Raw genomic sequence first — 21442 nt, 5'->3', positions numbered from 1 at the left:
TGCGAAAGCTGCCCGGCAGGCCACACGGACAGTGGCCCACCGGGCAGATCGGCAGAGTGTCGCCCGACGGGTCAGGTGACGGTGATGGCTCCGGTGAGGACGGCGAAGGCTATGTAGGCGATGGAGACGGGGACGCCCCAGCGCAGGGCGTGCTTCTGGAAGTCGCCGAGTTCGGCCTTGACCAGTCCGAGGAGGACCCACAGGGGTGCGCTCGTGGGGCCCATCATGTGGAGGATCTGCCCGATGGCGCCGGCGCGGGCGATCTCGTTGGCGTCGATGCCGTAGTGGGCCGCGGATTCGGCGAGGACGGGGACGACGCCGAACCAGTAGGCGTCGTTGGACATGAAGAAGCCGAGCGGCAGGGCGAGGACGGCGGTGAACAGCGGGATGAGGTTGCCCATGGAGTCGGGCACGACGGCGAGGGCGGCGTCCGCCATGGCCTTGATCATCCCGGAGTCGGTCATGATGCCGGTGAAGACGCCGGCGGCCAGGACGAGGATCATCACGGGGACGGCGTTGGCCGCTTGGCGCTTGATGAGTTCCTGCTGGTCGCCGATCGAGCGGATGTTGACGAGCAGAGCGATGACGAACGCCACCATGAACAGCACCAGGAGGTCGGCGACCTCGAGGATGAGCAGCGCCATCAGCACGAGGGTGAGGGCGGCGTTGAACCACATGCGCCAGTCCGCCTTGACCGGCTCGAAGGCTTCGCCGGAGGCGATCTCCAGCTTGTAGGCGGCCAGCTTCCCCGGGTCGATCTTGTGGCGTTCGCGCAGGCCGAGCCAGTACGCGACGGCGATGATGGCCAGGCTGGTGAGGGCCATCGGGCCGATCATGTGGACGAAGTACTCGGTGGCGCTCAGGTGCAGGACGCTGATACCGCGGGTGGAGGCGCCGCCCCAGGGGGTGGTGCCGGAGATGGTGCCCAGCGCCATGGCGGCGAGGGTGGCGAGGATGAGGGGGTTCATGCCCAGGCGCCGGTAGATGGGCAGGAACGCCGAACAGATGATCATGTAGCTGGTGGTGCCGTCGCCGTCGAGGGCCACGCACAGGGCGAGGACGGCGGTGCCGACGACGATGCGGACCGGGTCGCCCTTCGAGGCACGGACGATGGCCTGGACGATCGGCTCGAACAGTTTCACCTCCATCATCAGTCCGAAGTAGAGGACGGCGAACAGCAGCAGGGCCGCGGTGGGGGCGACGGTCTCCAGGCCGTTCATGATCATGTCGCCGAGCTTGGAGCCCTTGCCCGCGATGAGGGCGGCGGCTATTGGCGTGAGCATGATTGCGGTGAACGCGGAGAGGTGTTTCCGCATCACGAGCAGCATGAAGCTGCCCAGAGTGGCGAAGCCGAGGACGGCGAGCATCGTTGCTCCTTGGTGCAGGGCTGAGGGCCGCCGGTGGGCCGGCGGCGCGGGACGGCGCGCGGAGTCAGTGCGTGTCGGGTCGGGGGACGACCGGCAGCGCACGCGATGCCGTACTCGGCTCGTGCGTCGGGTCGGTCATGGTACGTGCGGCTCCTGTACGGCGGCTCGGGGCGCACGATCACAGTGGGCATGGCCCGGTGGGGACGTCAGGGGTGCGCCTGGCATGGCTGGGGCTGGGGCTTCCGGTGCGGCTGGGGCGGCTGGTGTGGCGAAGAGACGGCGTTCGCCAAGCCGGACTTCCGGAGAACCGGTTTACCGGATTGCCGGTAGGTAACTAGAATCCAGCCATCACGTCAATACCGAAGTGAGGAATTCGATGGCCGAACTCGCCAGGATCACCGTCGAGCCGCGCGAGCCGCTGGCCGCCGAGGTCTCCCGCCGCCTGATCGACTACCTGATGTCCGGCGAGGTCCAGCCCGGCGACCGCATCCCCTCGGAGCGGCAGCTGACCGAAATGCTCGGGGTGAACCGGCCCACCGTGCGTGAGGCGATCAAGTCGCTGGGGTTTCTCGGCCTGCTGGAGATCCGGCAGTCCAGCGGGACGTACTTCCGCGGCACCGACTCCGACGTGCTCTACCGGCTCTTCGAGCTGGGCCTCGTCCTGGGCGAACGGGGCGCCCGTGACATGGTCCAGGCCCGTGCGGAGCTCGAGGTGGTCGTCGCCGGCCTGGCCGCACAGGCGCGCGACGACGCGGGCGTCGAGCTGCTGCGCGCGCGACTGGCGGCGATGCGCGAGTGCCCTGACGAGGAGTTCCCGGAGGCGGACACCGCCTTCCATGCGGCCCTCGGCGAACTGGCCGGCAACACGGTGCTCCGGGACACCCTCAAGGGCATGCGGGCGATGATCCAGCGAGGCTGGGTCGAGCGCACCGGCGCCGTGCGCTCCCGCGAGGTGGCGTACGCCGATCACGTACCGATCTACGAAGCGGTCGCGAAGGGTGATGCCGAGGCCGCCCGTGCGGCGATGGCCCGGCACATGGAAGGTGCTTCCCGCCGCCTGATGGAAGCACTCGAACAGCGCGAGGCGTAGCGGTCCGCCGCGGGTTGCCGGACGGCCTCCGGCGCTCCGCGGCGCCCTGCGACCCCAACCGGTTGACCGGTTGACCGGTTGGGCCTACAGTGGCGGCGCGGCAACGCTACGAAACGCTGTCGTCCCCCCCCATCCCGGGCTCCATCTCCTGTTGTGACGGGCGTCCCCCGCCGACCGGAGCAGGCCCGCGGCCGGGACCTTTGCCGGTCCCCGCCTACCGGAAGAGGAAGAACCCGGTGATCGAACCCCATCCCCTCGTCGCCATGATCCACGCCGTGCCGAGTGGCGCCCGTATCGCCCAGGAGGCGTTCGCGCGGGAGTTCCCGCAGGCGACCGTCTGGAACGTGATGGACGACCGCCTGCTGGACGACGCCCGTGCGGCCGGCGGGCTCACCGACGCGCTGCGCCGGCGCATGCTCCGTCTGATCGGGCACGTGATCGACGGCGGCGCCCAGGCCCTGCTGCTGACCTGCTCCTCCTACGGTGAGGTCGTGGACACCGCCCGCGCGCTGTGGGACGTACCCGTCCTGAAGTCCGACGAGGCGATGTTCAGGACCGCGCTGGCCGGCCCCTACCGGCGTATCGCGGTCGTCGCCTCGACTCCGCCTGCCGTCCCGGCGGCCGTGACCCAGCTCGAAGCCCTCGTCCCGGCGGTCCGGGCGGACCGCCCGGTCGACATCGTGACCGCCCTCAGCGAGGAGGCAGCCGTGGCGGACGACGCCGAGGCGACGGCCCGTCACCTGGCCGACGCCCTGCACGCCGTCGGGGCCACCGACGTCGACGCGGTGCTGCTGGCGCAGTACTCGCTCACCCGGGCGCGAGACGCCCTGGCCGCCCTGGTGGGTGTGCCGGTGCTGGACGGTGCAGGCGCCGCCGCGCGTGAACTGCGCGCGATGCTCACGCCCGGCGAGCGGACGACGAGCCCGGCCCCGGCGGTCGGCCCGTGACCGCGGGGCTGCCCTGGCCGCTGGCCTACACCGTCTCCGGCGACGACTGCACCGCGCCGATGCCGCTCGGTTTCACCGCGCCCCTCGCCGAAGCCGTCCGCCGACTGGCCGAGTTGGGCTACGACGGGGTAGAGGTGCAGGTCCGTGAGAGCGGCGCCCAGGACGCCGAGGCCCTGGCGCGGACCGTCGAGGCCGGCGGCCTCCAGGTCCTCGGCATCGGCACCGGTCCGGTCGCCGCACAGGACCGCCTGACGCTGACCGACCCCTTACCGGACGTACGCCGGCACGCCCTGTTCCGCCTGATCGGCGCCGCCCGTCTCGCCGGTGAGCTGGGCGTGCCGGTCACCCTGGGCCAGACCCGCGGCACGTTCCTGCCGGGACTCGAGGACACGCAGCGACTGTGGGCCGAACGCGCCGTGCGGCAACTGGCCGAAGAAGCGGCCGGCCGCGGCAGCCGTCTGCTCCTCGAACCCCAGTCCCGCGCCAACACCTCGTTGTGGCACACCCCTGCCGAAGCCCTCGCCGTCATCGGCTCGCTCGACGCCCCGGCCGGGCTGGTCCTGGACACCCACCACCTCGACGCCGAAGGCGTGGAGGTGGTCGGGACCGTCACGGACCACGCCGGCGTCACCGGCTGCGTGCAACTGGCCGCCGCCTCCACCCGGGGCCCGCTGACCGTCGGCGATCCAAGGCTCCCCGCCCTGTTCACCGCACTGCGCGACGGCGGCTTCGCCGGCTGGCTGACTCTGGAGCACACACAGGACGGTGACAGCACGAAGGCCGCCGCCCGCTCCTGGACCGCGCTCACCGACGCCGCCACCACGCTGTCCTGAGCCCCGACCACCCACCATCCTGTTCTGAGAGGAACCCGCACCATGAGCACCACGACCTACCGCCTCGGCGTCCTCGAGGGCGACGGCATCGGCCCCGAGATCGTCCCGTCCTCCGTGGAGATCGCCACCGCCGCCGCCCGGGCCGCAGGCGTCCGGGTCGACTGGGTGACCCTGCCGCTCGGCGCGTCCGCCATCGACACCCACGGCACCCCGGTCCCCGAGGAGACCAAGGAGGCCCTCGCCGGCCTCGACGGCTGGTACCTCGGCCCGCACGACTCCGTCAGCTACCCGGAGCCGCACAAGTCCGCGCTCAACCCCTCGGGCACCCTGCGCAAGCACTTCCAGCTCTTCGCCAACATCCGCCCCGCCAAGAGCTTCCCCAGCGCCAGGGCGGTCTGCGACAACGCCGACCTCGTCATCGTCCGCGAGAACACCGAGGGCTTCTACGCCGACCGCAACACCTTCGCCGGCACGGGCGAGTTCATGCCCACCCCCGACACCGCGATCATGCTGGGCATCATCACCCGTGAGGCCACCGAGCGCGTCGCCCGCGTCGCCTTCGACCTGGCACGCTCGCGCCGCAAGAAGCTCACCATCGTCCACAAGGCGAACGTCCTCAAGCTCACCACCGGCCTGTTCCGCACCGTGTGCCAGGAAGTCGCCGAGGAATACCCGGACGTGGCCGTGGACGACTTCCACATCGACGCCATGACCGTTCACCTGGTGCGCCGCGCGCAGGACTTCGACGTCATCGTCACGGAGAACATGTTCGGCGACATCCTCTCCGACCTGGCCGGCGAGATCTCCGGATCGCTCGGCACCGCCCCGTCCATCAACTCCTCCGCCACCACCGCCATGGCCCAGGCATCCCACGGCTCCGCCCCCGACATCGCCGGGCAGAACATCGCCAACCCCGTCGCCATGATCCTCTCCGGCGCCATGCTCTTCGAGTGGCTCGCCGCCAAGCACGGCGACGAGAAGCTCGTCGCCGTCGCCAGGACCATCGAGAAGGCCGTGACCGACACGATCGCCGCCGGCACCGCCACCCGCGACCTCGGTGGGTCCGCCTCCACCACGGAGTTCACCGCCGCCGTCGTCAAGGCCATCGGCGCCGGCCGGAACTGACCCACCCATTCCCGGGGCGGGTGGCTCCACCGCCCGCCCCGGGACTCCACGCGACACCCGCACGCCCGAGGAGAGACCCCGACCATGACCCTGCGCATCGGCTGCACAGCCGACGACTTCACCGGCGGCACCGACGTCGCCGCCGCCTTCCGGCGTGCCGGCCTGCGCACCGCCCTGGTCTTCGGCCCCCCGGACGACACCACAGCGCTGCCGGCGGACTGCGACGCCGTCGTGGTCGCCCTCAAGTCCCGCTCCACGCCCGCCGACGAGGCCGTCACCGACTCCCTCGCCGCACAGCGCTGGCTGTGGACCAAGGGCGCGGCACAGATCTACTTCAAGTACTGCTCCACGTTCGACTCCACCCCGCACGGCAACATAGGCCCGGTCACCGACGCGCTCATGGACGCCGCCGGCGCCGCCGTCACCCTGCACTGCCCGGCCTCCCCGCCCAACGGCCGTACCGTCTACCAGGGTCATCTCTTCGTCCACGACCAGCTGTTGTCCGACTCTCCCCTGCGTCACCACCCCCTCAACCCCATGACGGACTCCGCCCTTGTACGTCTGCTCTCCGCGCAGACCAGCCACCGGGTGGGCCTCATCGACTGGTCCACCGTGCGCCGCGGCGTCGAAGCCGTCCGTGAGGCCGTCGTGGCACATCAGCAGGCCGGGGTCCGGCACGTCGTCGCCGACGCCCTCACCGACGACGACCTCGCCGTACTCGGCGCTGCCACCCTCGAACTGCCGCTCGTCGCCGGGGCCGCGGGCCTGGCAGAAGGGCTCGGGCACGCCTACCCCACCGCCGGGCCGACCGCAGCCGAACCGTGGCCGCGCGAAGGGCGGGCCGCCGTCCTGGCCGGCAGCTGCTCGGCCCGCACCCTGGAGCAGATCGCCCAGTTCTACGCCGCCGGCCTGCCCTCCCTCCACCTCGACGTCCTCGCCGCCGCCACCGGCCGCGACGTCACCGGCGAAGCCCTGGCCTGGTACGAGGACCAGGACCCCGACCTGCCCGTCCTCATCTACGCCTCCGCCTCGCCGGAGGAACTCGCGGCAGTCCAAGCCCAGTTGGGCGTCGCCGAGGCCGCCGCCCAGGTCGAGGAACTGCTTGGCGCTCTCGCCTCCCACCTCGTCGAACGCGGCGTACGCCGACTGCTCGTCGCGGGCGGGGAGACTTCGGGCGCCGTCACGACCGCCCTCGGCATCCGCGCCGTCCTCGTCGGCGAAGAAGCCGACCCCGGGGTGCCCTGGACGTATGCCACGACCAAGAACGGCGACCTCGCCCTCATGCTCAAGTCCGGCAACTTCGGGGCGCCCGACCTGTTCACCAGGGCCCTCGCGACCCCGGCCGAGGAGGGCAAGTGACCGCCTACACCGACGAGTCGGCGGCTCGCACGCTCATCGTCCGTACTGCCCGCTCCCTGTTCACACGCGGTCTGACCCACGGCTCGACCGGCAACCTGTCCGTCCGCCTGGCCGACGGCACCCTGCTGCTCACCCCGACCGGCTCCAGCCTGGGCACGGTCGAGGAGGCCGACCTGTCGCGCACCGACCTGTCCGGCAAGCACCTCGACGGCCTGCGCCCCACCAAGGAGGCGTTCCTGCACGCCGCCTTCTACCGCGCCCGTCCGAGCGCCCACGCGGTCGTGCACCTGCACTCCACCCACGCCGCCGCGGTCTCGTGCCTGGACAACGTGAACCCGGCCGACGTGTTGCCGCCGCTGACCGCGTACTACGCCATGCGTGTCGGCACCCTGCCGCTGCTGCCCTACCACGCCCCCGGTGACAGCAGCCTGGAGCCGCTCGCCGAGAGGACGGCCCGCACCCACCACGCGGTCCTCCTCGCCAACCACGGTCCCGTCGTCGCCGGCGCCTGCCTGGAACATGCCGCCGACGCGATCGAGGAACTGGAGGAGACAGCCAAACTCCACCTCCTCCTGCGGGGACACCCCACCCGCCCCCTCACCCCCGAGCAGGTCGCCGCGTTCGCACCCGCGCCATTCTGACGGCCGGACGAGAAGCGGGCGCGGCGGAAGGGCTCCCGCCGGGCGGTCTCCGGAGAGGGTCCGGGGGGCTTCCCGCGCGCTGGGCCGGCTGCCCGGCGTACGGCCACCACCGTCCGGTCATGGTGCTCTGGGGCCTACGGGCCGGACGACCCGACTGATCGTCAAGACCTGTTGATGCGCCCGGTCAGCTGATGGCCAACCGCCACCAGACCTCTCCGTCGTGCCACTGGTCGGTGGGAGTCAGTCCGGCCGCGGCGGCCACGGCGGCGGATGCCGCGTGGTCGGGGTGGATGTGGGCGCCGACCGTGTGCACCGGGTGCTGCCGGAGCCAGGTGACGAGGCCTCGGGCCGCCTCGGTGGCGATGCCGCGCCGCTGCCAGGGGGTTCCCACCACCCACGCGATCTCCGCGGCGGCTCCGCGGTCGTCGGTGGTGATCGTCGCCTGGACCGTACCGGTCAGGCAGCCCGTGTCGCGAAGCCGGATCACCCAGTTGCACCAGGTTTCGGCGGGGTCGGGTGAGCCTGCGGTCCAGCGTTCGTAGCGGGCGCGCAGCGCCTGGACGGTGTCCGGAGTGCCGCCTGTGAAGGTGTGCAGGCCGGGATCGGACAACACGGCGGCCATCTCGTCGGCGTGCCCGACCTGCAGGGGCAGCAGGGTCAGCCCGGCGGTGTGGATGGTCTCGGGCTTGAGCGAGGTCATGTTGCCTCCCGGTTGGAACGTTCGACGAGTATGCCGCGTTCGAAGCGGCCGGGGCCCGGACCAGGGCGACGAGGTGGCGCGTTCACCGCGTGCCGGCGGTGCCGCGCGGATCCGACGAGCTCGACCACCATCGCGAGGACGGCGGCAGGGCTGCCGCGCCACGTATGCCGGCCCGGGCTTCGGTCCCATCGGCCGTCCCGGCATCCGCAGCCCGGCGGAGCCCACCTGCGGGGTGCAGACAGCCGTCAGCAGCGGCCGAAGGCGATGCCGGAGGGTCAGCGGGAGACGACATAACAGCTCGCCACGGGCTTCCCGCCGCGGTTCCAACCGGCCTCCGTGGGCCAGGTGTACCAGTACATGTCGTCCTTGACTGCTTCGCGGGTCCACGACTCGGACGCCGACCGGTAGGCCTGCCGGCAGTTCTCGCCCGCCTGCTGCCGGGCCGCCTTGCGGCCCGGGTGGTCGGCACCGAATGCGGCGTGGGCGAAGACGCGTGCGTCGTGCGGCTGTTCGCAGCTGACCGCGACGACCATGTCGAGAACCCGGGTCCCCGTGTTGAGGTCGACGCACGCCCCCGGCTCCACCTCGCCGATGGGCCTGACGGTGTCCTTGGCGGACACGGTCCGCCCGGACAGCGGCGGCATCACCGGTGGTGAGGCCCCGAAGCCGCTCACCGTCAGCACGGCGCGCAGGCCGGTGACCGAACGGAGGGCGCTGTCCTTCCTGCCGAGCAGTGCGGAAAAATCGGCCTCTGCCCGGGAGATACGGCCGTCCGCATCCACGGACAGATCAAGGGTGACGCGCCGTTCCGTGACGCCGGGGTCGATGGAGCTGATGAGTTCGTCCCTGAGGTCCTTGGAGAACATGCGCAGGGTGTTGAAGGCCGTCAGTCTCGCCCGGTAGGTACGACCCCCGCCGTCGGCCGCGGACTGCCGCACCTCCTGTGCACCGGACACGATCTCCAGAAGTGTGCCTCCGAAGGCGGCCTCCGTGCCCCGCAGCGCGTCGATCGAGTCACCGCTGCCGAACGGGGCCGACTCGTCGTACCGCAGCCAGTAGGCGGCCTCTCCGGAACGGAGACGGATGGTGCCGGGATCGATCGCCAGATCGGAGCGTGCGGGGGAGCGGCCCTCGCCCAGCCGGGTGCCGAGCAGGGCGTCCTTGGCCTCGTCCGGCAGGCCGTCGGCGATCTTCCACGCCTGGGAGCCCGCCGCCCGGCTGCCGTCGAAGTCCAGTCGCCCCTCGGACGTCTGCACGGAGTCACCGTGCTCCGACGTGAACGTCAGCGTCTGCCTGAAGCTCGCCGTCCCCGCCGCCTGCGTCGCCAGCAGCGCCTGGCGCGGCTGCTGTTGCAGGGTGGCGTCGAAGACAGGGTGCGCGGGGTCCTGTTCCTCGGAGCCGCCGGAACAGGCGGTCAGGAACACGGACGTCGCGACGGCCACGGCGGCAAGGGAGAGGCGAGGACGGGTGATCACGTCGGTATGACCGCCCGGTACCGCACCAGGTTGCCCGCCCGCGGGTCACGGAACGGAAACATCAGCCGAGTATCAGCGCCGACGGCGTCACGGGTGCGCCCGTACCAAGGGTGTCACGTGTCGTACCGGCCGTCCCATGGAGCGGAGAAACTCAGCCCATCGGGATACAACTCAGCCCGGTCTTCCTCGCCATCTTGATCCTCGGCAGGGTATTCGGTGACGAGGCCGAAGAGCACACCGTCGACGGTGAGCCGGAAGGGCCGGATCGCGATGTCGCAGTACTCACGTTCCGGGAGACAGGAGAGGACAGCGTCCAACTGTGCTTCCGCGCGGGCGACCACAGAGTGCTCATCACGCGGGCGCTCGACCTGCTCCGCCCACGTACCGGCGCACCAGATGTCGGACCCCTGGTGGTGACCTGCATGGTCGAACTTGTGCAGCACGACGTAGAGCCGCTTGTGCTCCTCCCACCCGTCTCCCATCACGAACCCCTCGGGGAACGCATAGGTGATCGAAGCCAGGAACCGACCGTCGCTGTACCGGCCGATGGTGCTCGTGCGACAGTCCGGCTCCCACGCAATGGGGATGATCTCAGGGACGGCCATGGCCGCACTTTAAACGGTCTCCTGAACCCGAACCCTTGCTGGGGCGAGGGATCGGAAACAGGTACCGGTCACCCGGGCAGGTCCTGGCGACGCGCGGCCAGCCGCTCCATCAGGGCCGCGCTGCGCGCGAGCAGCTCCCGCTCGTCCTGCGTGAGTTCGGCCTCGATGGCCATGGCCAGCCAGCCGGCCCTGCGGCCGCGCTCCGCCTCCAGCGCGGCCCGGCCGGCGTCCGACAGCTCGAGGAGGGACTTGCGGCCGTCGGTGGGGTGGGCCCTGCGCGTGACCAGGCCCTGTTCGAGGAGGAGGCCGACCACGCGGGCCATCGACTGCGGGCGTACGCGCTGATCGGTCGCGAGATCGCTGGTGGTCATCGCGCCGTCGCGGTCCAGGACGCCGAGCACGGCGACCTGCCCGTGCGGGATCCGGTCCTCGTGCTTCACGCGCCGGGTGAGCTTGCCCATCGCGGTACGCAGTTCGGCTGCGACGGCGGCGGCTTCCAGGGTGGGCATGGAGCACTTTAACCGGAAACGACGCTGTGCAGCAGAACTGAACAGCCGGACTGAACAGCCAAGCTGAACAGCAAAACTGAACAGGCTTGCTGTACAGTTCCTCATGTCGGGCCGAGCGCCAGCGTCGTCGCAGCCGGGGCCCGGCAGGCGACTACGGGAAGGACCTCCCATGCCCGCACACACAGTTGCGCCGACCGCCGTCCGCCGCGTCACCGCCCGCGCCGTCCTCGACAGTCGCGGAAACCCCACCGTCGAGGTCGATGTCGTCCTCGCCGACGGATCCCTCGGCCGCGCTGCCGTCCCCTCCGGCGCCTCCACCGGCGCCCGCGAAGCGGTCGAGCTGCGCGACGGCGACCCTCGGCGTTGGCACGGCAGGGGCGTCGACCGGGCCGTGGCCCACGTGAAGGGCGAGATCGCGGACGCCGTCACCGGGCGGGACGCCGACGACCAGGCCGGCCTCGACGCCGCGCTCGTCGCGCTCGACGGCACGCCCACCAAGGCGCGGCTCGGCGCCAACGCCCTGCTCGGGGTCTCCCTCGCCACCGCGAAGGCCGCCGCCGTCTCGCACCGGCAGCCGCTGTACCGCTACCTGGGCGGGGCCGACGCCCGAGTGCTTCCGGTGCCGATGATGAACATCGTCAACGGCGGCGCCCACGCCGACAATCCGCTCGACTTCCAGGAGTTCATGATCGCGCCGGTGGGTGCGGAGTCCTTCGCGGAGGCGGTCCGGATGGGCTCCGAGGTCTTCCATACGCTCCGCCGGGACCTGCTGGCCGCCGGCCACTCCACGGGCGTCGGCGACGAGGGCGGCTTCGCGCCTGCGCTGCGTACGGCCGAGGAGGCGCTCGACTTCGTCATGGCTGCGATCGAGCGGGCCGGGTATCGGGCAGGCGCGGACATCGGCCTCGTCATGGACCCGGCGTCGTCGGAGTTCTATCGGGCCGGTGTGTACGCGTACGTGGGGGAGGGTGTGCAGCGTACGCCCGCCGAACAGGTCGACTACCTCGCCAAGTTGATCGACGCGTACCCGATCGTCTCGGTGGAGGACCCGATGGCGGAGGACGACCTCGACGGGTGGCGCGAGCTGACGGCGCGGGTCGGGGACAGGTGCCAGCTGACCGGGGATGACGTCTTCTGTACCAACGAGGCGCTGGTACGGGAAGGCATCCGCACCGGCGTGGGGAACGCGGTCCTGATCAAGGTCAACCAGATCGGGACGCTGACCGAGGCGCTCGGGACGGTGAACGCTGCGCGGCGGGCCGGATGGGTGGCGGTCATGTCCCACCGTTCCGGTGAGACGGAGGACACGACCATCGCCGATCTGGCCGTCGCCACGGGGTGCGGGCAGATCAAGACCGGGTCTCTGTCCCGTTCGGACCGCACGGCCAAGTACAACCAACTCATGCGCATCGAAGAGGAGTTGGGCGCATCCGCAGTGTATGGATGCGCCGCCGCTTCCGCCGAGTGAGGCACTGCCGGACCCTACAGACCGGATCTTCGGCGCCATGAACCAGACACGCGCGGCTCCGGCGGCAGGACGTCCTCCACCACCGGCGTCGGTTCGGCGGGGCGCGACGCGTCCCGCCGAACCGAGTACCGTCGCACCTCGCGCTTCCGACCCGGGAAGCGGTGTCCAGGACGAGGTCCCGGCCTGCCCGTTCAGGACGTGTACAGCGACTGCAGCCTGGTCACCCGCCCCTCTCCGTCGAAACTCAGGTCGTACCCGACGAGCGTGCGCGCCGAGGACGACTGGGCCGTCAGTCGGCTGACGAACTCGGCCTGGGAGTACGACGCGGCGTGCTTCGCGTCGCCGATCGGGACCGAGAGCAGCACCTGGGCGTCCTCGGCCACCGGCACCTCCGTGTAGGGCCCCTTGCCCGGGACGATCACCCACGCCTCGAATTGTGGGTGCGCCTCCTTCTGGGCGGGCCGCACCGACAAGTACGTCAGCCCACCGCTGGTCCGGGCGTCGTCGATCTGCACGAACTGCTTGGTGCCTGCCCAGGGGGCCGCACTGGGCGACGCCGACGTGTCGTCCGGGGCCGCACCGCCGTCCGGCGCGGCGGTCGGACCCGTCTCGGCGGCCGACGCGGAAGGCGTCGCCGATGTCTCAGGTGCGGCGGCGGCCGCCTGCCCGGCGCCCCCGGCACTGCATCCCGTCAGGGCGACAAGGCTGACGGCGAGAGCGGTGAGGCAGCTCACGGCGGCCCGGCGGTGTGAAAGGCGCATGGTCAAGGTCCCCCAGGGATCAGGTGTGGTCCGGATACACGGTCTCTACGCGCAGCCCCCACCCCCGGGTTGCATGCCGATCCGCTTTGTTTGCCGCCGCCTCCCCGGAGTTCCCGTGCGGACTCACCCGGCGAGCCAGTACGCCTCCCGCAGCGAGTGCACTCGGCCCTCGCTGTCGTAGTCGATCGCGAACACCCACTGCCGCCCGGCGGCCAGTCGGCTCACCAGCCGGTCCAGCCGCACGTCCGCAGGGTCCCCACCGACCGACTGTCGTGCTTCGACCAGCGTCCCCCGCGGCAGGGTCAGTGTGTGCACCACACCAACGGGTGCCACGGTTCCCCGCACGGCACGGACCGGTTCGACGGTGACCTGCACCGTGTCGCCCTTCACCACCGCGCCGTACACATAGCCCAGCTCGCTGGCGTACTCCGCACCCGGAGCGGGTGCCGGCGGCACGAACAGCGAAGCGGTGGGCGTCGGGATGACGGCGGGCGGTTCGGCCCCTCGGCCGGTACCGGTCAGTGACAGCCCTCCCACGGTCAGAGCCGCGACCAGCAGCGCACCACCGGACGCCAGAGCGGCCCGCCTGCGGCGCAGGCGCTGCTCACCACGCGCCCGGATCCGATCTGCGGCAAGTGGCGACGTGTGGCGCCGGCCCGACTCGGCGAGGTCGGCCAGGTAGATATCCAGTCCGGTCTCGTCAGCCATGACGCACCTCCGACAGCCGCGTCGTCCGCGGATCCAGCTCAGTGTCCGCAAGCAGCCGTGCCAACGCCGCCCGCCCCCGGCTCAATTGCGCCTTGACCGTGCCGACGGGGCAGTCGGCCTCGGCAGCCACCTGCTCGACCGTCAGGTCGCAGAGATGGTGGAGCACCACGGCCCTTCGTTGTGCCTCGGGGATCTGTCGCAGCGCCTGAACCAGCAGCACGTGGTGCGGCTCCGGTGGCGGAACCGTGGCCGGTGGGCCCTGCCGGCGGACGAAGGAGAGCGCGGTGCGCACCCGCCGCCATCGGCTGACCGCCAGCCGCCAGGCCACCGTGCGCACCCATGCCTCGGGAGCGCCGTTCAGGTCCAGCTCGCCCCGGCGCTCCCAAGCCCGGACGAAGGCCTCCTGTACGACATCCTGCGCCTCGGCGAGGTCGCCCGTCATCGCGTACAGCTGGCCGATGAGCCGGCCGACGCTCGCGGCGTAGAAGGCGTCGAACTCGTACGCGTCCGCGCCCGCGCCGCCGTGCGGTTCATCTGGTGGTCCCATGCCACCTATCACGCTGAGCGGCGCCTTTTGGCTCCCACGTAACACGAGAAGCACGCGACTCCCGCGTATCCCTGGGGCTTCTGCGCCGAGCTCTTCCCGGCCCGGCAGAAGCTGAAGGCCCGTCAGCCGCGACGGACGGGTCGAGGCAGGTTCGTCCCGCGAAGTATCAGGGCGGAACCTGGCCGCTCACCGATCGCCTGCCCGTGCACGGCCGAGGTTCACTCCGCTTGCGATGATCCCGATATGGCTGAACGCCTGGGGGAAGTTCCCCACGAACGCACCCGTGGACGGATGGATCTGCTCCGAGAGGAGCCCGGTCGGGCTTGCCCGTGCGCACAGGGACGCGTACAGCTCCTCGGCCTCGTCCAGCCGGCCCTGGCCGGCCAGGTTGTCGACCAGCCAGAAGCTGCACAGCAGGAACGCCCCCTCGTCACCGGCGAGACCGTCAGGGGACTCGTCGTGCAGGTAGCGGTAGAGCAGGCCGTCGCCCGCCGACAGACGGTCGGCCACAGCGGCCGTCGTCGCCACCATCCGGGGGTGGTCGACCGGGACGACCCCGCGCAGCGGCAGGGCGAGCAGGCTGGCGTCGAGGGCGCCTCCGCCGGAGAGCCCCACGCTCAGTGTCTGCGCGTCCTCGTCCCAGGAACGGTTCAGGATCAGTTCACGCAGTTCGTCGGCCGAGGTCCGCCACTCGTCGACGCGTCCGGGCAGCCCGTGCCGCTCGGCGATCCGCACCGCCCGGTCCAGGGCCACATGGCACAGGCCCGCCGAGTAGGTGAAGACACCGCCCTCGTTGCGCACCTCCCAGATGCCCTGGTCCGGCTGACGCCAGGCGGTGGCCGCCTGGTCCGCCAGCCCGGCCAGGCTGGACCACAGGGCGGGCTGGATCTCTCCTCCGGCCAGCAGCCACTGGTCGGCGCAGTCGAGGATCTCGCCGTAGACATCGTGCTGTCGCTGGTCGGTGGCGCCGTTGCCCCAGCGCACGGGGGCCGAGCGCCGGTATCCCTCCAGCTCGGGGTCCACCACCTCGTCAGGGACCGTGAGCCCGTCGAGGGTGTACATGATGCGGGGACGTCCACTCTGCTCGAACGCGTCGAGGACCCAGCCGAGGAACGAGTCGGCCTCGCCCTGGAATCCGATACGCCGCAGCGCGAACACGGCGAAGGCCGCGTCCCGGATCCAGGTGTAGCGGTAGTCCCAGTTCCGGATGCCGCCGATGGGGGCGGGGAGGGAGGAGGTGGGCGCGGCGACGAGCGAGCCGTTGGACCAGTCGTCGCACATCTTCAGGGTGAGCGCGGCCCGCCTGACCAGGGGCTCCTCAGGGCCCTCGTAGGTGAACCGAGCCATCCAGCGATGCCACGCCTCACCGGTCGCGGAGAGCATGGCGTCGGTGTCGAAGCGGTGGTGACGGTGGAAGCGCCCCCAGGACAGAACCAGGTCGAGGCGGTCACCCTGCTGCATGTCGTAGCTGTTGCGGAGGCCCTCGAGGGGGAGGTTGCAGCGCAGATGGAGCCTCAGCCCGGGCTGCCGGTACGGCCGCACCTCGACCCCGCTGAACAGGGCGCGCGCCTGCGCACCGCCCCTGGGCTCCAGGTCCGCCCTCAGCCGGACCCGACCGGACAGGACCTGGGCCGAGCGTACGAGCTCGGCGCGCCCGGCGGGAGTGTCGTCGGTGAGGTCGGCGCCCGGGCGGAGCGTGAGGGCATCGGTCAGCCGTACGACGCCGTCGGGGGTCCGCAGGTCGGTGGTGAGCACCCCGGTGTCGGGCGCGTACCACTGCCGGGCCTCGACCAGATCGTCGGGCGCGACGGTGAAGTGCCCGCCACGGCCGTGGTCCAGAAGTCCGCAGAACAACGGCTCCGAGTCGAACCGGGGCAGGCACATCCAGGGAATGGACCCGTCGAGTCCGACCAGCGCGGAGGTCGTGCCGTCGCCGATGAGCCCGAGGTCCTCCAGTGGCAGGTACCCGTCCACTCTGCGGACCGGCCGGAACGGTGGATCGGGGTCGTACATGAAGCCTCGCTCTCCCCGGAAACGCGGACATCGCGGTTCACCCTCGTCCCAACGCTGGCAGAGGGCTCCGGGGGACGCGAGGTGGTCAGGGGCGCGCTGGTGCGAGTGGGTGAAGATGCGCGCATGTGCGCGGTGCACCGATCGCCTCGCGTCGACCCGCCAGGCGCTCGCAGGCCGCCGATCCGCGATCGTCGCCGTTCCCCCCTCCCGTGCTGCACACGGCGAAGGTCGAGCCCGGCCAGTCGGTGGCCGTGTTCGGCGTCGGCGGTGTCGGTCTGTCGGCGCTCGCCGCCGCGGCGGCCGCCGGCGCCGATCCCATCATCGCGGTGGACCTGCTTGACCATAAGCTGCAGTTCGCGAAGGAGTTCGGCGCCACCCACACCATCAATGCCTCGAACGCAGACCCGGTGAAGGCGATTCGGGAGATCGTGCCTGGCGGAGTCGACTACGCCATGGACGCGGTCGGCGCGCCGACGACCGCTCTCCAGATGCGGCATGGCGGTACTCCTGGGCATTCCTGTCTCCGATGTCTCGGTCGACCTGAACGAGATCCTCCTGTACCAACGCCACTACCGCGGAAGTCTCGGTGCCACGGTGCCCGACACCGACTTCCCGCTCTTCATGGAATGGGTCCGTGAGGGAAAGTTCCCGCTGGAGAAGCTGGTGACCAACCGCTATTCCCTGGACCAGATCGAGGAGGCCCGGGTCGCATTGGAGGAGGGGCAGATCCTTGGACGGGCCATCATCGAGTTCTGACGTGGCGTGCGGGTCTCGTCAGAGTGAACGAAGGATTGTCCCGTCTAAGGGTGTGAGCTGGGCGTTTGCTTGACGGTACGGTCGGCGGGTGGAGTTGAAGAGGGTGGGCAAGTGCCCGTTGCACGGGGTCGGTGGGCGTCCTGACTACCTGGTGGGTCGGCGTCTTGAGCAAGTGGTGGCTTCGTGGCATCTGTACGGCGTGGGGGCTCCGTCCGGCCCGCTGGACGTATGGCTGATCGACAGTGAGGCCGTCACCACGCGCATCACGACCGGTTCGGACTGGTGCCTGATCGTGGAGCAGGAGGTCCCCTTCGCGGGATACGACATGGCGGAGTCAGGCCGCGTCGCGGTGGCGCCGATCGAGGGCGAGACCCCGTTCGCGGATCACCTCGGCGAGACGGTGCTGGCCGTCAGAGAAGAGGGTGCCCCGGAGAACGGGCGGCTCGCGCTGGAGATCACCTTCGGCTCTGGCCGCGTTCGGTGTGACACGTGGTCCGGGGATCTGCGGCTGGCCAACAAGTGAGTCGGCACGCCTGGTGACAGAGCTGCGGCACGAAGGAGCTGAGGCGGTCCGCAGAGGCTCGACCGTGGAGCCTGTCGGTGGAGGACCGGGTGCTGCTGGTCACGGCATACAGGCGCACCAACTTGAGCCAGCTCGACCGAGGCACGTGCTTTCCAACTGGTCGGACCGAGGCCGGCGAGACCAGGGGGGACCCTCAACAGAGGGTGGGCACCCGAAGACAGTGATGCACGTTGCGGCCGCCGGGTCCGCCCAAGAAGATCCCGCACGCGTTGACCGTGGTGCATGACTGCCACGCCTTCCACCCGCACTACGGACTCGGGCCGGTGGCCGATCCGGTGCCGGCCGGCCGGGGCCGCAGAGCCCGGCCGGCCCACCGCTCCCCGGGGCCGGCGTCAAGGCCGGGTCCGCCCCGGCGTGCTCCGCTGCCTCAGCCCGGGCGTTGGGGGGTGCGAACGCCGCGGTCAGTCACACTCGTTGGAGTCGTAGTTGGCCTGACGCGCGTGGTCGGTTCCGTCTTGGAACACGTAAATCCCTTGGCCGTTTCGGCTCATGTTCGTGCCGTACCGCCATCCTTCGTACCTGAAGTAGACCGTGGAGCCCGGTGTGGTGATGCCGCCCGTCCGTACCAGATACTTCTGCGCCGCGCGAAATGTGTTGGGGCCCACGCGGCCGTCGGCCTTGGAAGGGGAGTCGACCAGGCCGAACTTCCACTGGAGCCACTTCGTCGCGTGGGTGGTGTTGGGCCCGAAGTGGCCGTCGATGTCCGACTCGCTGAACAGCAGGCCGCTCGGTTTGGGAGCACCGTGGGCCCGCAGGATCCGCTGCCACATGCAGGTGGCAGTGGAACTGCTGTACTCGCCGGCGGAGATGACTCCCTCGTCCGACCAGTCGCCCTCGACCATGTCGTAGCCGCGAATGTAACCGTCGGACACTTTTGCCGAGGCGGGTGATGAGCTCAGTGCCATGGCCCCTGTCGCGCAGGCGGCGATCAAGGCGCCGGCCAGCCGACCTCGTGTCGTGCGGAAGATCATTCCGTTCTCCTTCTGGACTGAGTAGGCGGGCCGTCACCGCGTGCTCGATGTGCTCGCGTCTCGACGACCCAGCGATGGCTGAGTCAGGCCCGAGGGATTCACCCAGCGCGTGAGCACGCTTCCACCGGATCGCCAGTGGCGACAATGCTCTTTCGTCTCAACGTAAAAGCCCAGATCAGAGTGCCTGTGCATGATGTATCGCGACGCAATCGGTAAAACCTCATGGCGGCAACCGGCCGGTGCGGTGAGCAAGGCGTGCCCTGCCCGTCGAACGAGGCGCGAGCCGAGACCCGAGGAAGGCGTGCCGAGGCGGCGGGGATCGGCGTGCCCCGAGAGCCGGCGGTCCGGCTCGCCGTACGTACGTGGGCCCGCACCGCCACCCCGCTCATCCGTCGGACAACACTCGTGGAGCCCCTCCTCTGCGGCTACGGGTCGCCCGAAGGGCCGCCGGCCGGCAACCCGCGCGTTAGGAAAACGGCCCCGCCGGCGATAAATGACCCACGGGGAGGATCGGCTCCGGTTGCCGACAGTGCGCCCATTCGTCGATATTCGTGATGTCGACCGGCTGAGGGACTGTGCGGACGATCAGGTGAATTGACGGCGACACACCATAGAAATGCCTCGACAGTGGCTAGGAATCCACTATCGAAAATATCGATTCACTCTCATGGCGGCATGGGTGAAGGGCACCGGAGGCTTGCAGTGGGAACGCTGAACAAGTTGGAGCAGCGCTTCGAGGCCCTGGTCAATGGTGCCTTCGCCAAGGTTTTCAAGTCCGCTGTGCAGCCACTGGAGTTCGTAGGGGCGCTGCGACGAGAGTGCGACATCAACGCCAGGATCTGGGACCGCGAGCGCACGGTGACGCCCAACCATTTCGTGGTCGAGCTCAATCCCACCGACCACGAACTTCACGGACCCTGCCTCGTGATGCTCGGTGAAGAGCTGGTCGAGAAGGTGCGCGAGTACGCCGAAGCGCAGCGGTACTCGTTCGTGGGCCCCCTGAAGGTGCAGCTGCAGCGCGCGGACGACCTTGATGCCGGGCTCTACCGCGTACGCAGCCGGATCGAGGTCCCGCCCGAGACCGCGGAAGCCGGGCTCCGTCATCCGGCATGGCGACGCCAGGGCCAGGCCGGAGAGCCTCCCGTGCGGGCGCTCATCGGGGACAAGCAGGTGCTGACGGCGGACCAGTTCATAGCCCTCAACCTGCGCGTCGGGGACAACGGAATGCTGGTTCGCGCCGACCCCCGCTCTCCCGCCACGCCTGATCCGCTCCGACGTTCCGCCGGGTCCGAGACGAAGGGCGCCAATATCGGCGCGCTGCGCCGTGCGGGGCGGGCGGCACCGGCCCTGCGTACCGGTTCCGGCGGCCCTCGGCCGGCCGGCCCGGCACGGGAGAGAGCGGAGCGCCCGATTCGAACCGGCGCCCCGGACGGTGTCCCCGAGGTCCAGCAAGAGAGTGCCCCCGCCGGGCGATCAGCGCTCCCGGTGGCGGGATCAGCCGACTCCTCCGGCAAAGAAGCCCCACGTCACGGCCCCGAGAAGCCCGCTGGCCCGGTGACGACGGAGCACTGCCGTGACCACGCCGGCCCCTTGCCTGAAAAGCCTTCCAATTCTGCGAACGGACTGCACAGCATGACCAACGACCGTGACATCAGCGTGGACGGTGCCGTATCCGGCTCGGCCCAGGAGTACACCGACTCACCAGACCAGGCGCCACCGGACGGGGACGCCCCAAGCACCCGGCCGGCCGGCGGCCAAGAACTCCGGAACGGCATGGCTCCCGTCGACGGGGGCATGCCTCAGCCGCCGAACCCCGTCCGGCTTCCCTCGGACGACCTCACGCCTCTTTCGCGCCCCTACGTCAGGGCGGACCAACTGTCACCCGCCGTCACCCGGCCGCCGTACTCCCCACGCCCGCCGCTGCCCTACGCTCCCGCGGAGTGGACGGCACGGGAGGGGCACAGCGGAGGGCTGGGGCACAGCTCGGCCGCCGATCTCTCCTCCGACCGGCTTCTGCGCAACAAGCACGGCGTCCGTCGAGGTCTGAAGAAGCTGCGCCTCGGCAGGAGCGCAGAGCGGGAGCGCGAGCAGAAGCTCGCCCTCCTGCGCGCTCCGGTGATGGAGTGCTACAAGATCGCGGTCATCAGTCTCAAAGGCGGGGTCGGCAAGACCACTACGACGACCGCCTTGGGCGCGACGCTCGCCTCGGAGCGCCAGGACCGGGTCGTCGCCATCGACGCCAACCCGGACGCCGGAACCCTCAGCCGCCGTACACGCCGCGAGACCGGGGCGACCATCCGTGACCTGGTGGCCGACATCCCGAACCTCAACAACTACATGGCGGTACGCCGCTACACGTCCCAGTCCTCGAGCGGACTGGAGATCCTTGCCAATGACGTGGACCCCGCCATTTCGACGGCATTCAACGACGAGGACTACCGACGGGTCGTCGGCTGCCTCGGACAGCACTACCCGATCATCCTCACCGACTCCGGCACCGGCCTGCTGCACAGCGCCATGCGCGGTGTCCTGGACCTCGCCGACCAACTGATCATCGTCGCCACGTCGAGTGTGGACGGCGCGACCAGCGCGAGCACCACCCTGGACTGGCTCAACGCGCAGGGTTACGCGGACCTCGTCCAGCGCAGCATCACCGTGGTGTCCGAGACGCGCAAGACCAGCAAGATGGTCAAGGTGAACGAGGTGGTGGCCCACTTCCGTGCCCGCTGCCGCGGCGTGGTGGTGACGCCCTTCGACGAGCACCTCGCCGCGGGCGCCGAGGTGGAACTGTCGCAGATGAAGGCACGGACCCGCGACGCCTACTTCAATCTGGCCGCGCTCGTCGCCGCGGACTTCGCCCGCACCCAGCCCGCCGCCGCGGGCTGGAGCACCACCACCCGCCCCGGCTACAACACGGCCAGCCTGTTCTCCGCTCCTGCCTGGGGCTGAACCGGACCAAGGGGCTCATCGGACAGCCGAACGGG

The 21442-nt window shown here is 70.5% G+C and carries 20 protein-coding genes and 1 pseudogene; 11 read left to right on the top strand and 10 right to left on the bottom strand.

The genetic code is table 11. From position 1 onward, the window contains the following. Nucleotides 1-71 precede the first annotated feature (71 nt). Entirely contained in the window at nt 72-1367 is a 1296-nt protein-coding gene (locus SPRI_RS03445; RefSeq protein ID WP_037773071.1) for a CitMHS family transporter, read from the bottom strand. A gap of 364 nt (nt 1368-1731) precedes the next feature. Between SPRI_RS03445 and SPRI_RS03440 the strand changes: the two genes are divergently transcribed. The 6 genes from SPRI_RS03440 (at nt 1732) to otnC (ending at nt 7362) form a co-directional block, all read left to right on the top strand. Continuing rightward, complete coding sequence (locus SPRI_RS03440) at nt 1732-2457, top strand: FadR/GntR family transcriptional regulator (RefSeq protein WP_005308309.1); 726 nt, start codon at nt 1732-1734, stop codon at nt 2455-2457. 236 nt (nt 2458-2693) lie between these two features. Continuing rightward, nucleotides 2694-3404: an aspartate/glutamate racemase family protein gene (locus SPRI_RS03435; RefSeq protein ID WP_106428380.1), complete on the top strand. Its 711-nt coding sequence runs from the start codon at nt 2694-2696 to the stop codon at nt 3402-3404. Beyond that, nucleotides 3401-4237, top strand: coding sequence for a sugar phosphate isomerase/epimerase family protein (locus tag SPRI_RS03430; RefSeq protein ID WP_238996197.1), 837 nt, complete (start codon nt 3401-3403; stop codon nt 4235-4237). The genes SPRI_RS03435 and SPRI_RS03430 overlap by 4 nt, the downstream gene beginning before the upstream one ends. A gap of 42 nt (nt 4238-4279) precedes the next feature. Continuing rightward, a complete protein-coding gene (locus SPRI_RS03425) occupies nt 4280-5362 on the top strand; it encodes an isocitrate/isopropylmalate dehydrogenase family protein (protein ID WP_037773067.1) in 1083 nt (360 codons plus the stop codon). A gap of 84 nt (nt 5363-5446) precedes the next feature. Further along, the gene (otnK, locus tag SPRI_RS03420) at nt 5447-6721 is read left to right on the top strand and encodes a 3-oxo-tetronate kinase (protein ID WP_005308302.1); all 1275 of its coding nucleotides are present in this window, start codon (nt 5447-5449) and stop codon (nt 6719-6721) included. Then, a complete protein-coding gene (otnC, locus tag SPRI_RS03415) occupies nt 6718-7362 on the top strand; it encodes a 3-oxo-tetronate 4-phosphate decarboxylase (RefSeq protein WP_005308300.1) in 645 nt (214 codons plus the stop codon). The genes otnK and otnC overlap by 4 nt, the downstream gene beginning before the upstream one ends. A gap of 184 nt (nt 7363-7546) precedes the next feature. Here otnC and SPRI_RS03410 read toward each other — a convergent pair whose 3' ends face one another. From SPRI_RS03410 to SPRI_RS03395, 4 genes are all read right to left on the bottom strand, one after another. Next, nucleotides 7547-8062: a GNAT family N-acetyltransferase gene (locus tag SPRI_RS03410; RefSeq protein WP_005308299.1), complete on the bottom strand. Its 516-nt coding sequence runs from the start codon at nt 8060-8062 to the stop codon at nt 7547-7549. A gap of 275 nt (nt 8063-8337) precedes the next feature. Continuing rightward, on the bottom strand, nt 8338-9537 hold the full coding sequence (locus SPRI_RS03405) for a septum formation family protein (RefSeq protein ID WP_005308297.1): 1200 nt from the start codon (nt 9535-9537) through the stop codon (nt 8338-8340). A gap of 113 nt (nt 9538-9650) precedes the next feature. Next, nucleotides 9651-10142 (bottom strand): hypothetical protein, encoded by a 492-nt coding sequence (locus SPRI_RS03400; RefSeq protein ID WP_005308295.1) that lies wholly within the window; start codon nt 10140-10142, stop codon nt 9651-9653. A 68-nt stretch (nt 10143-10210) separates the two neighbouring features. Then, nucleotides 10211-10651: a MarR family winged helix-turn-helix transcriptional regulator gene (locus SPRI_RS03395; RefSeq protein ID WP_037773066.1), complete on the bottom strand. Its 441-nt coding sequence runs from the start codon at nt 10649-10651 to the stop codon at nt 10211-10213. 169 nt (nt 10652-10820) lie between these two features. Here SPRI_RS03395 and eno point away from each other — a divergent pair, with 169 nt between their 5' ends. Further along, nucleotides 10821-12119, top strand: a complete 1299-nt coding sequence (gene eno, locus SPRI_RS03390; protein ID WP_005308291.1) for a phosphopyruvate hydratase — start codon at nt 10821-10823, stop codon at nt 12117-12119. Between the two features lie 191 nt (nt 12120-12310). Here eno and SPRI_RS38420 read toward each other — a convergent pair whose 3' ends face one another. From SPRI_RS38420 to SPRI_RS03370, 4 genes are all read right to left on the bottom strand, one after another. Beyond that, nucleotides 12311-12880: a hypothetical protein gene (locus SPRI_RS38420; RefSeq protein WP_005308289.1), complete on the bottom strand. Its 570-nt coding sequence runs from the start codon at nt 12878-12880 to the stop codon at nt 12311-12313. Between the two features lie 123 nt (nt 12881-13003). Beyond that, a complete protein-coding gene (locus SPRI_RS03380; RefSeq protein ID WP_037773064.1) occupies nt 13004-13588 on the bottom strand; it encodes a hypothetical protein in 585 nt (194 codons plus the stop codon). Next, nucleotides 13581-14135 (bottom strand): SigE family RNA polymerase sigma factor, encoded by a 555-nt coding sequence (locus SPRI_RS03375; RefSeq protein ID WP_005308286.1) that lies wholly within the window; start codon nt 14133-14135, stop codon nt 13581-13583. The genes SPRI_RS03380 and SPRI_RS03375 overlap by 8 nt, the downstream gene beginning before the upstream one ends. Before the next feature lie 186 nt (nt 14136-14321). Then, entirely contained in the window at nt 14322-16148 is a 1827-nt protein-coding gene (locus SPRI_RS03370; protein ID WP_005308284.1) for a glycoside hydrolase family 15 protein, read from the bottom strand. 125 nt (nt 16149-16273) lie between these two features. On the opposite strand from SPRI_RS03370, the pseudogene SPRI_RS39930 reads away from it, so the two are divergent. From SPRI_RS39930 to SPRI_RS03360, 3 genes and pseudogenes are all read left to right on the top strand, one after another. Further along, nucleotides 16274-16618: pseudogene (locus SPRI_RS39930) on the top strand (zinc-binding dehydrogenase); the annotation flags it as partial. A 25-nt stretch (nt 16619-16643) separates the two neighbouring features. After that, nucleotides 16644-16904 (top strand): MDR/zinc-dependent alcohol dehydrogenase-like family protein, encoded by a 261-nt coding sequence (locus SPRI_RS39115; RefSeq protein ID WP_050791401.1) that lies wholly within the window; start codon nt 16644-16646, stop codon nt 16902-16904. A gap of 175 nt (nt 16905-17079) precedes the next feature. After that, nucleotides 17080-17427, top strand: coding sequence for a hypothetical protein (locus SPRI_RS03360; RefSeq protein ID WP_238996196.1), 348 nt, complete (start codon nt 17080-17082; stop codon nt 17425-17427). A gap of 461 nt (nt 17428-17888) precedes the next feature. Here the strand turns inward: SPRI_RS03360 and SPRI_RS03355 are convergent, their stop codons facing one another. Further along, nucleotides 17889-18458: a peptidoglycan-binding domain-containing protein gene (locus SPRI_RS03355; protein WP_005308279.1), complete on the bottom strand. Its 570-nt coding sequence runs from the start codon at nt 18456-18458 to the stop codon at nt 17889-17891. A 702-nt stretch (nt 18459-19160) separates the two neighbouring features. Here SPRI_RS03355 and SPRI_RS03350 point away from each other — a divergent pair. Next, nucleotides 19161-21407, top strand: coding sequence for an FhaA domain-containing protein (locus SPRI_RS03350; protein WP_005308278.1), 2247 nt, complete (start codon nt 19161-19163; stop codon nt 21405-21407). The last annotated feature ends 35 nt before the right edge of the window (nt 21408-21442 follow it).

The sequence above is a fragment of the Streptomyces pristinaespiralis genome (assembly GCF_001278075.1).
GTDB classification, from domain to species: domain Bacteria; phylum Actinomycetota; class Actinomycetes; order Streptomycetales; family Streptomycetaceae; genus Streptomyces; species Streptomyces pristinaespiralis.
This window is presented reverse-complemented; position numbering and strand designations above follow the sequence as displayed.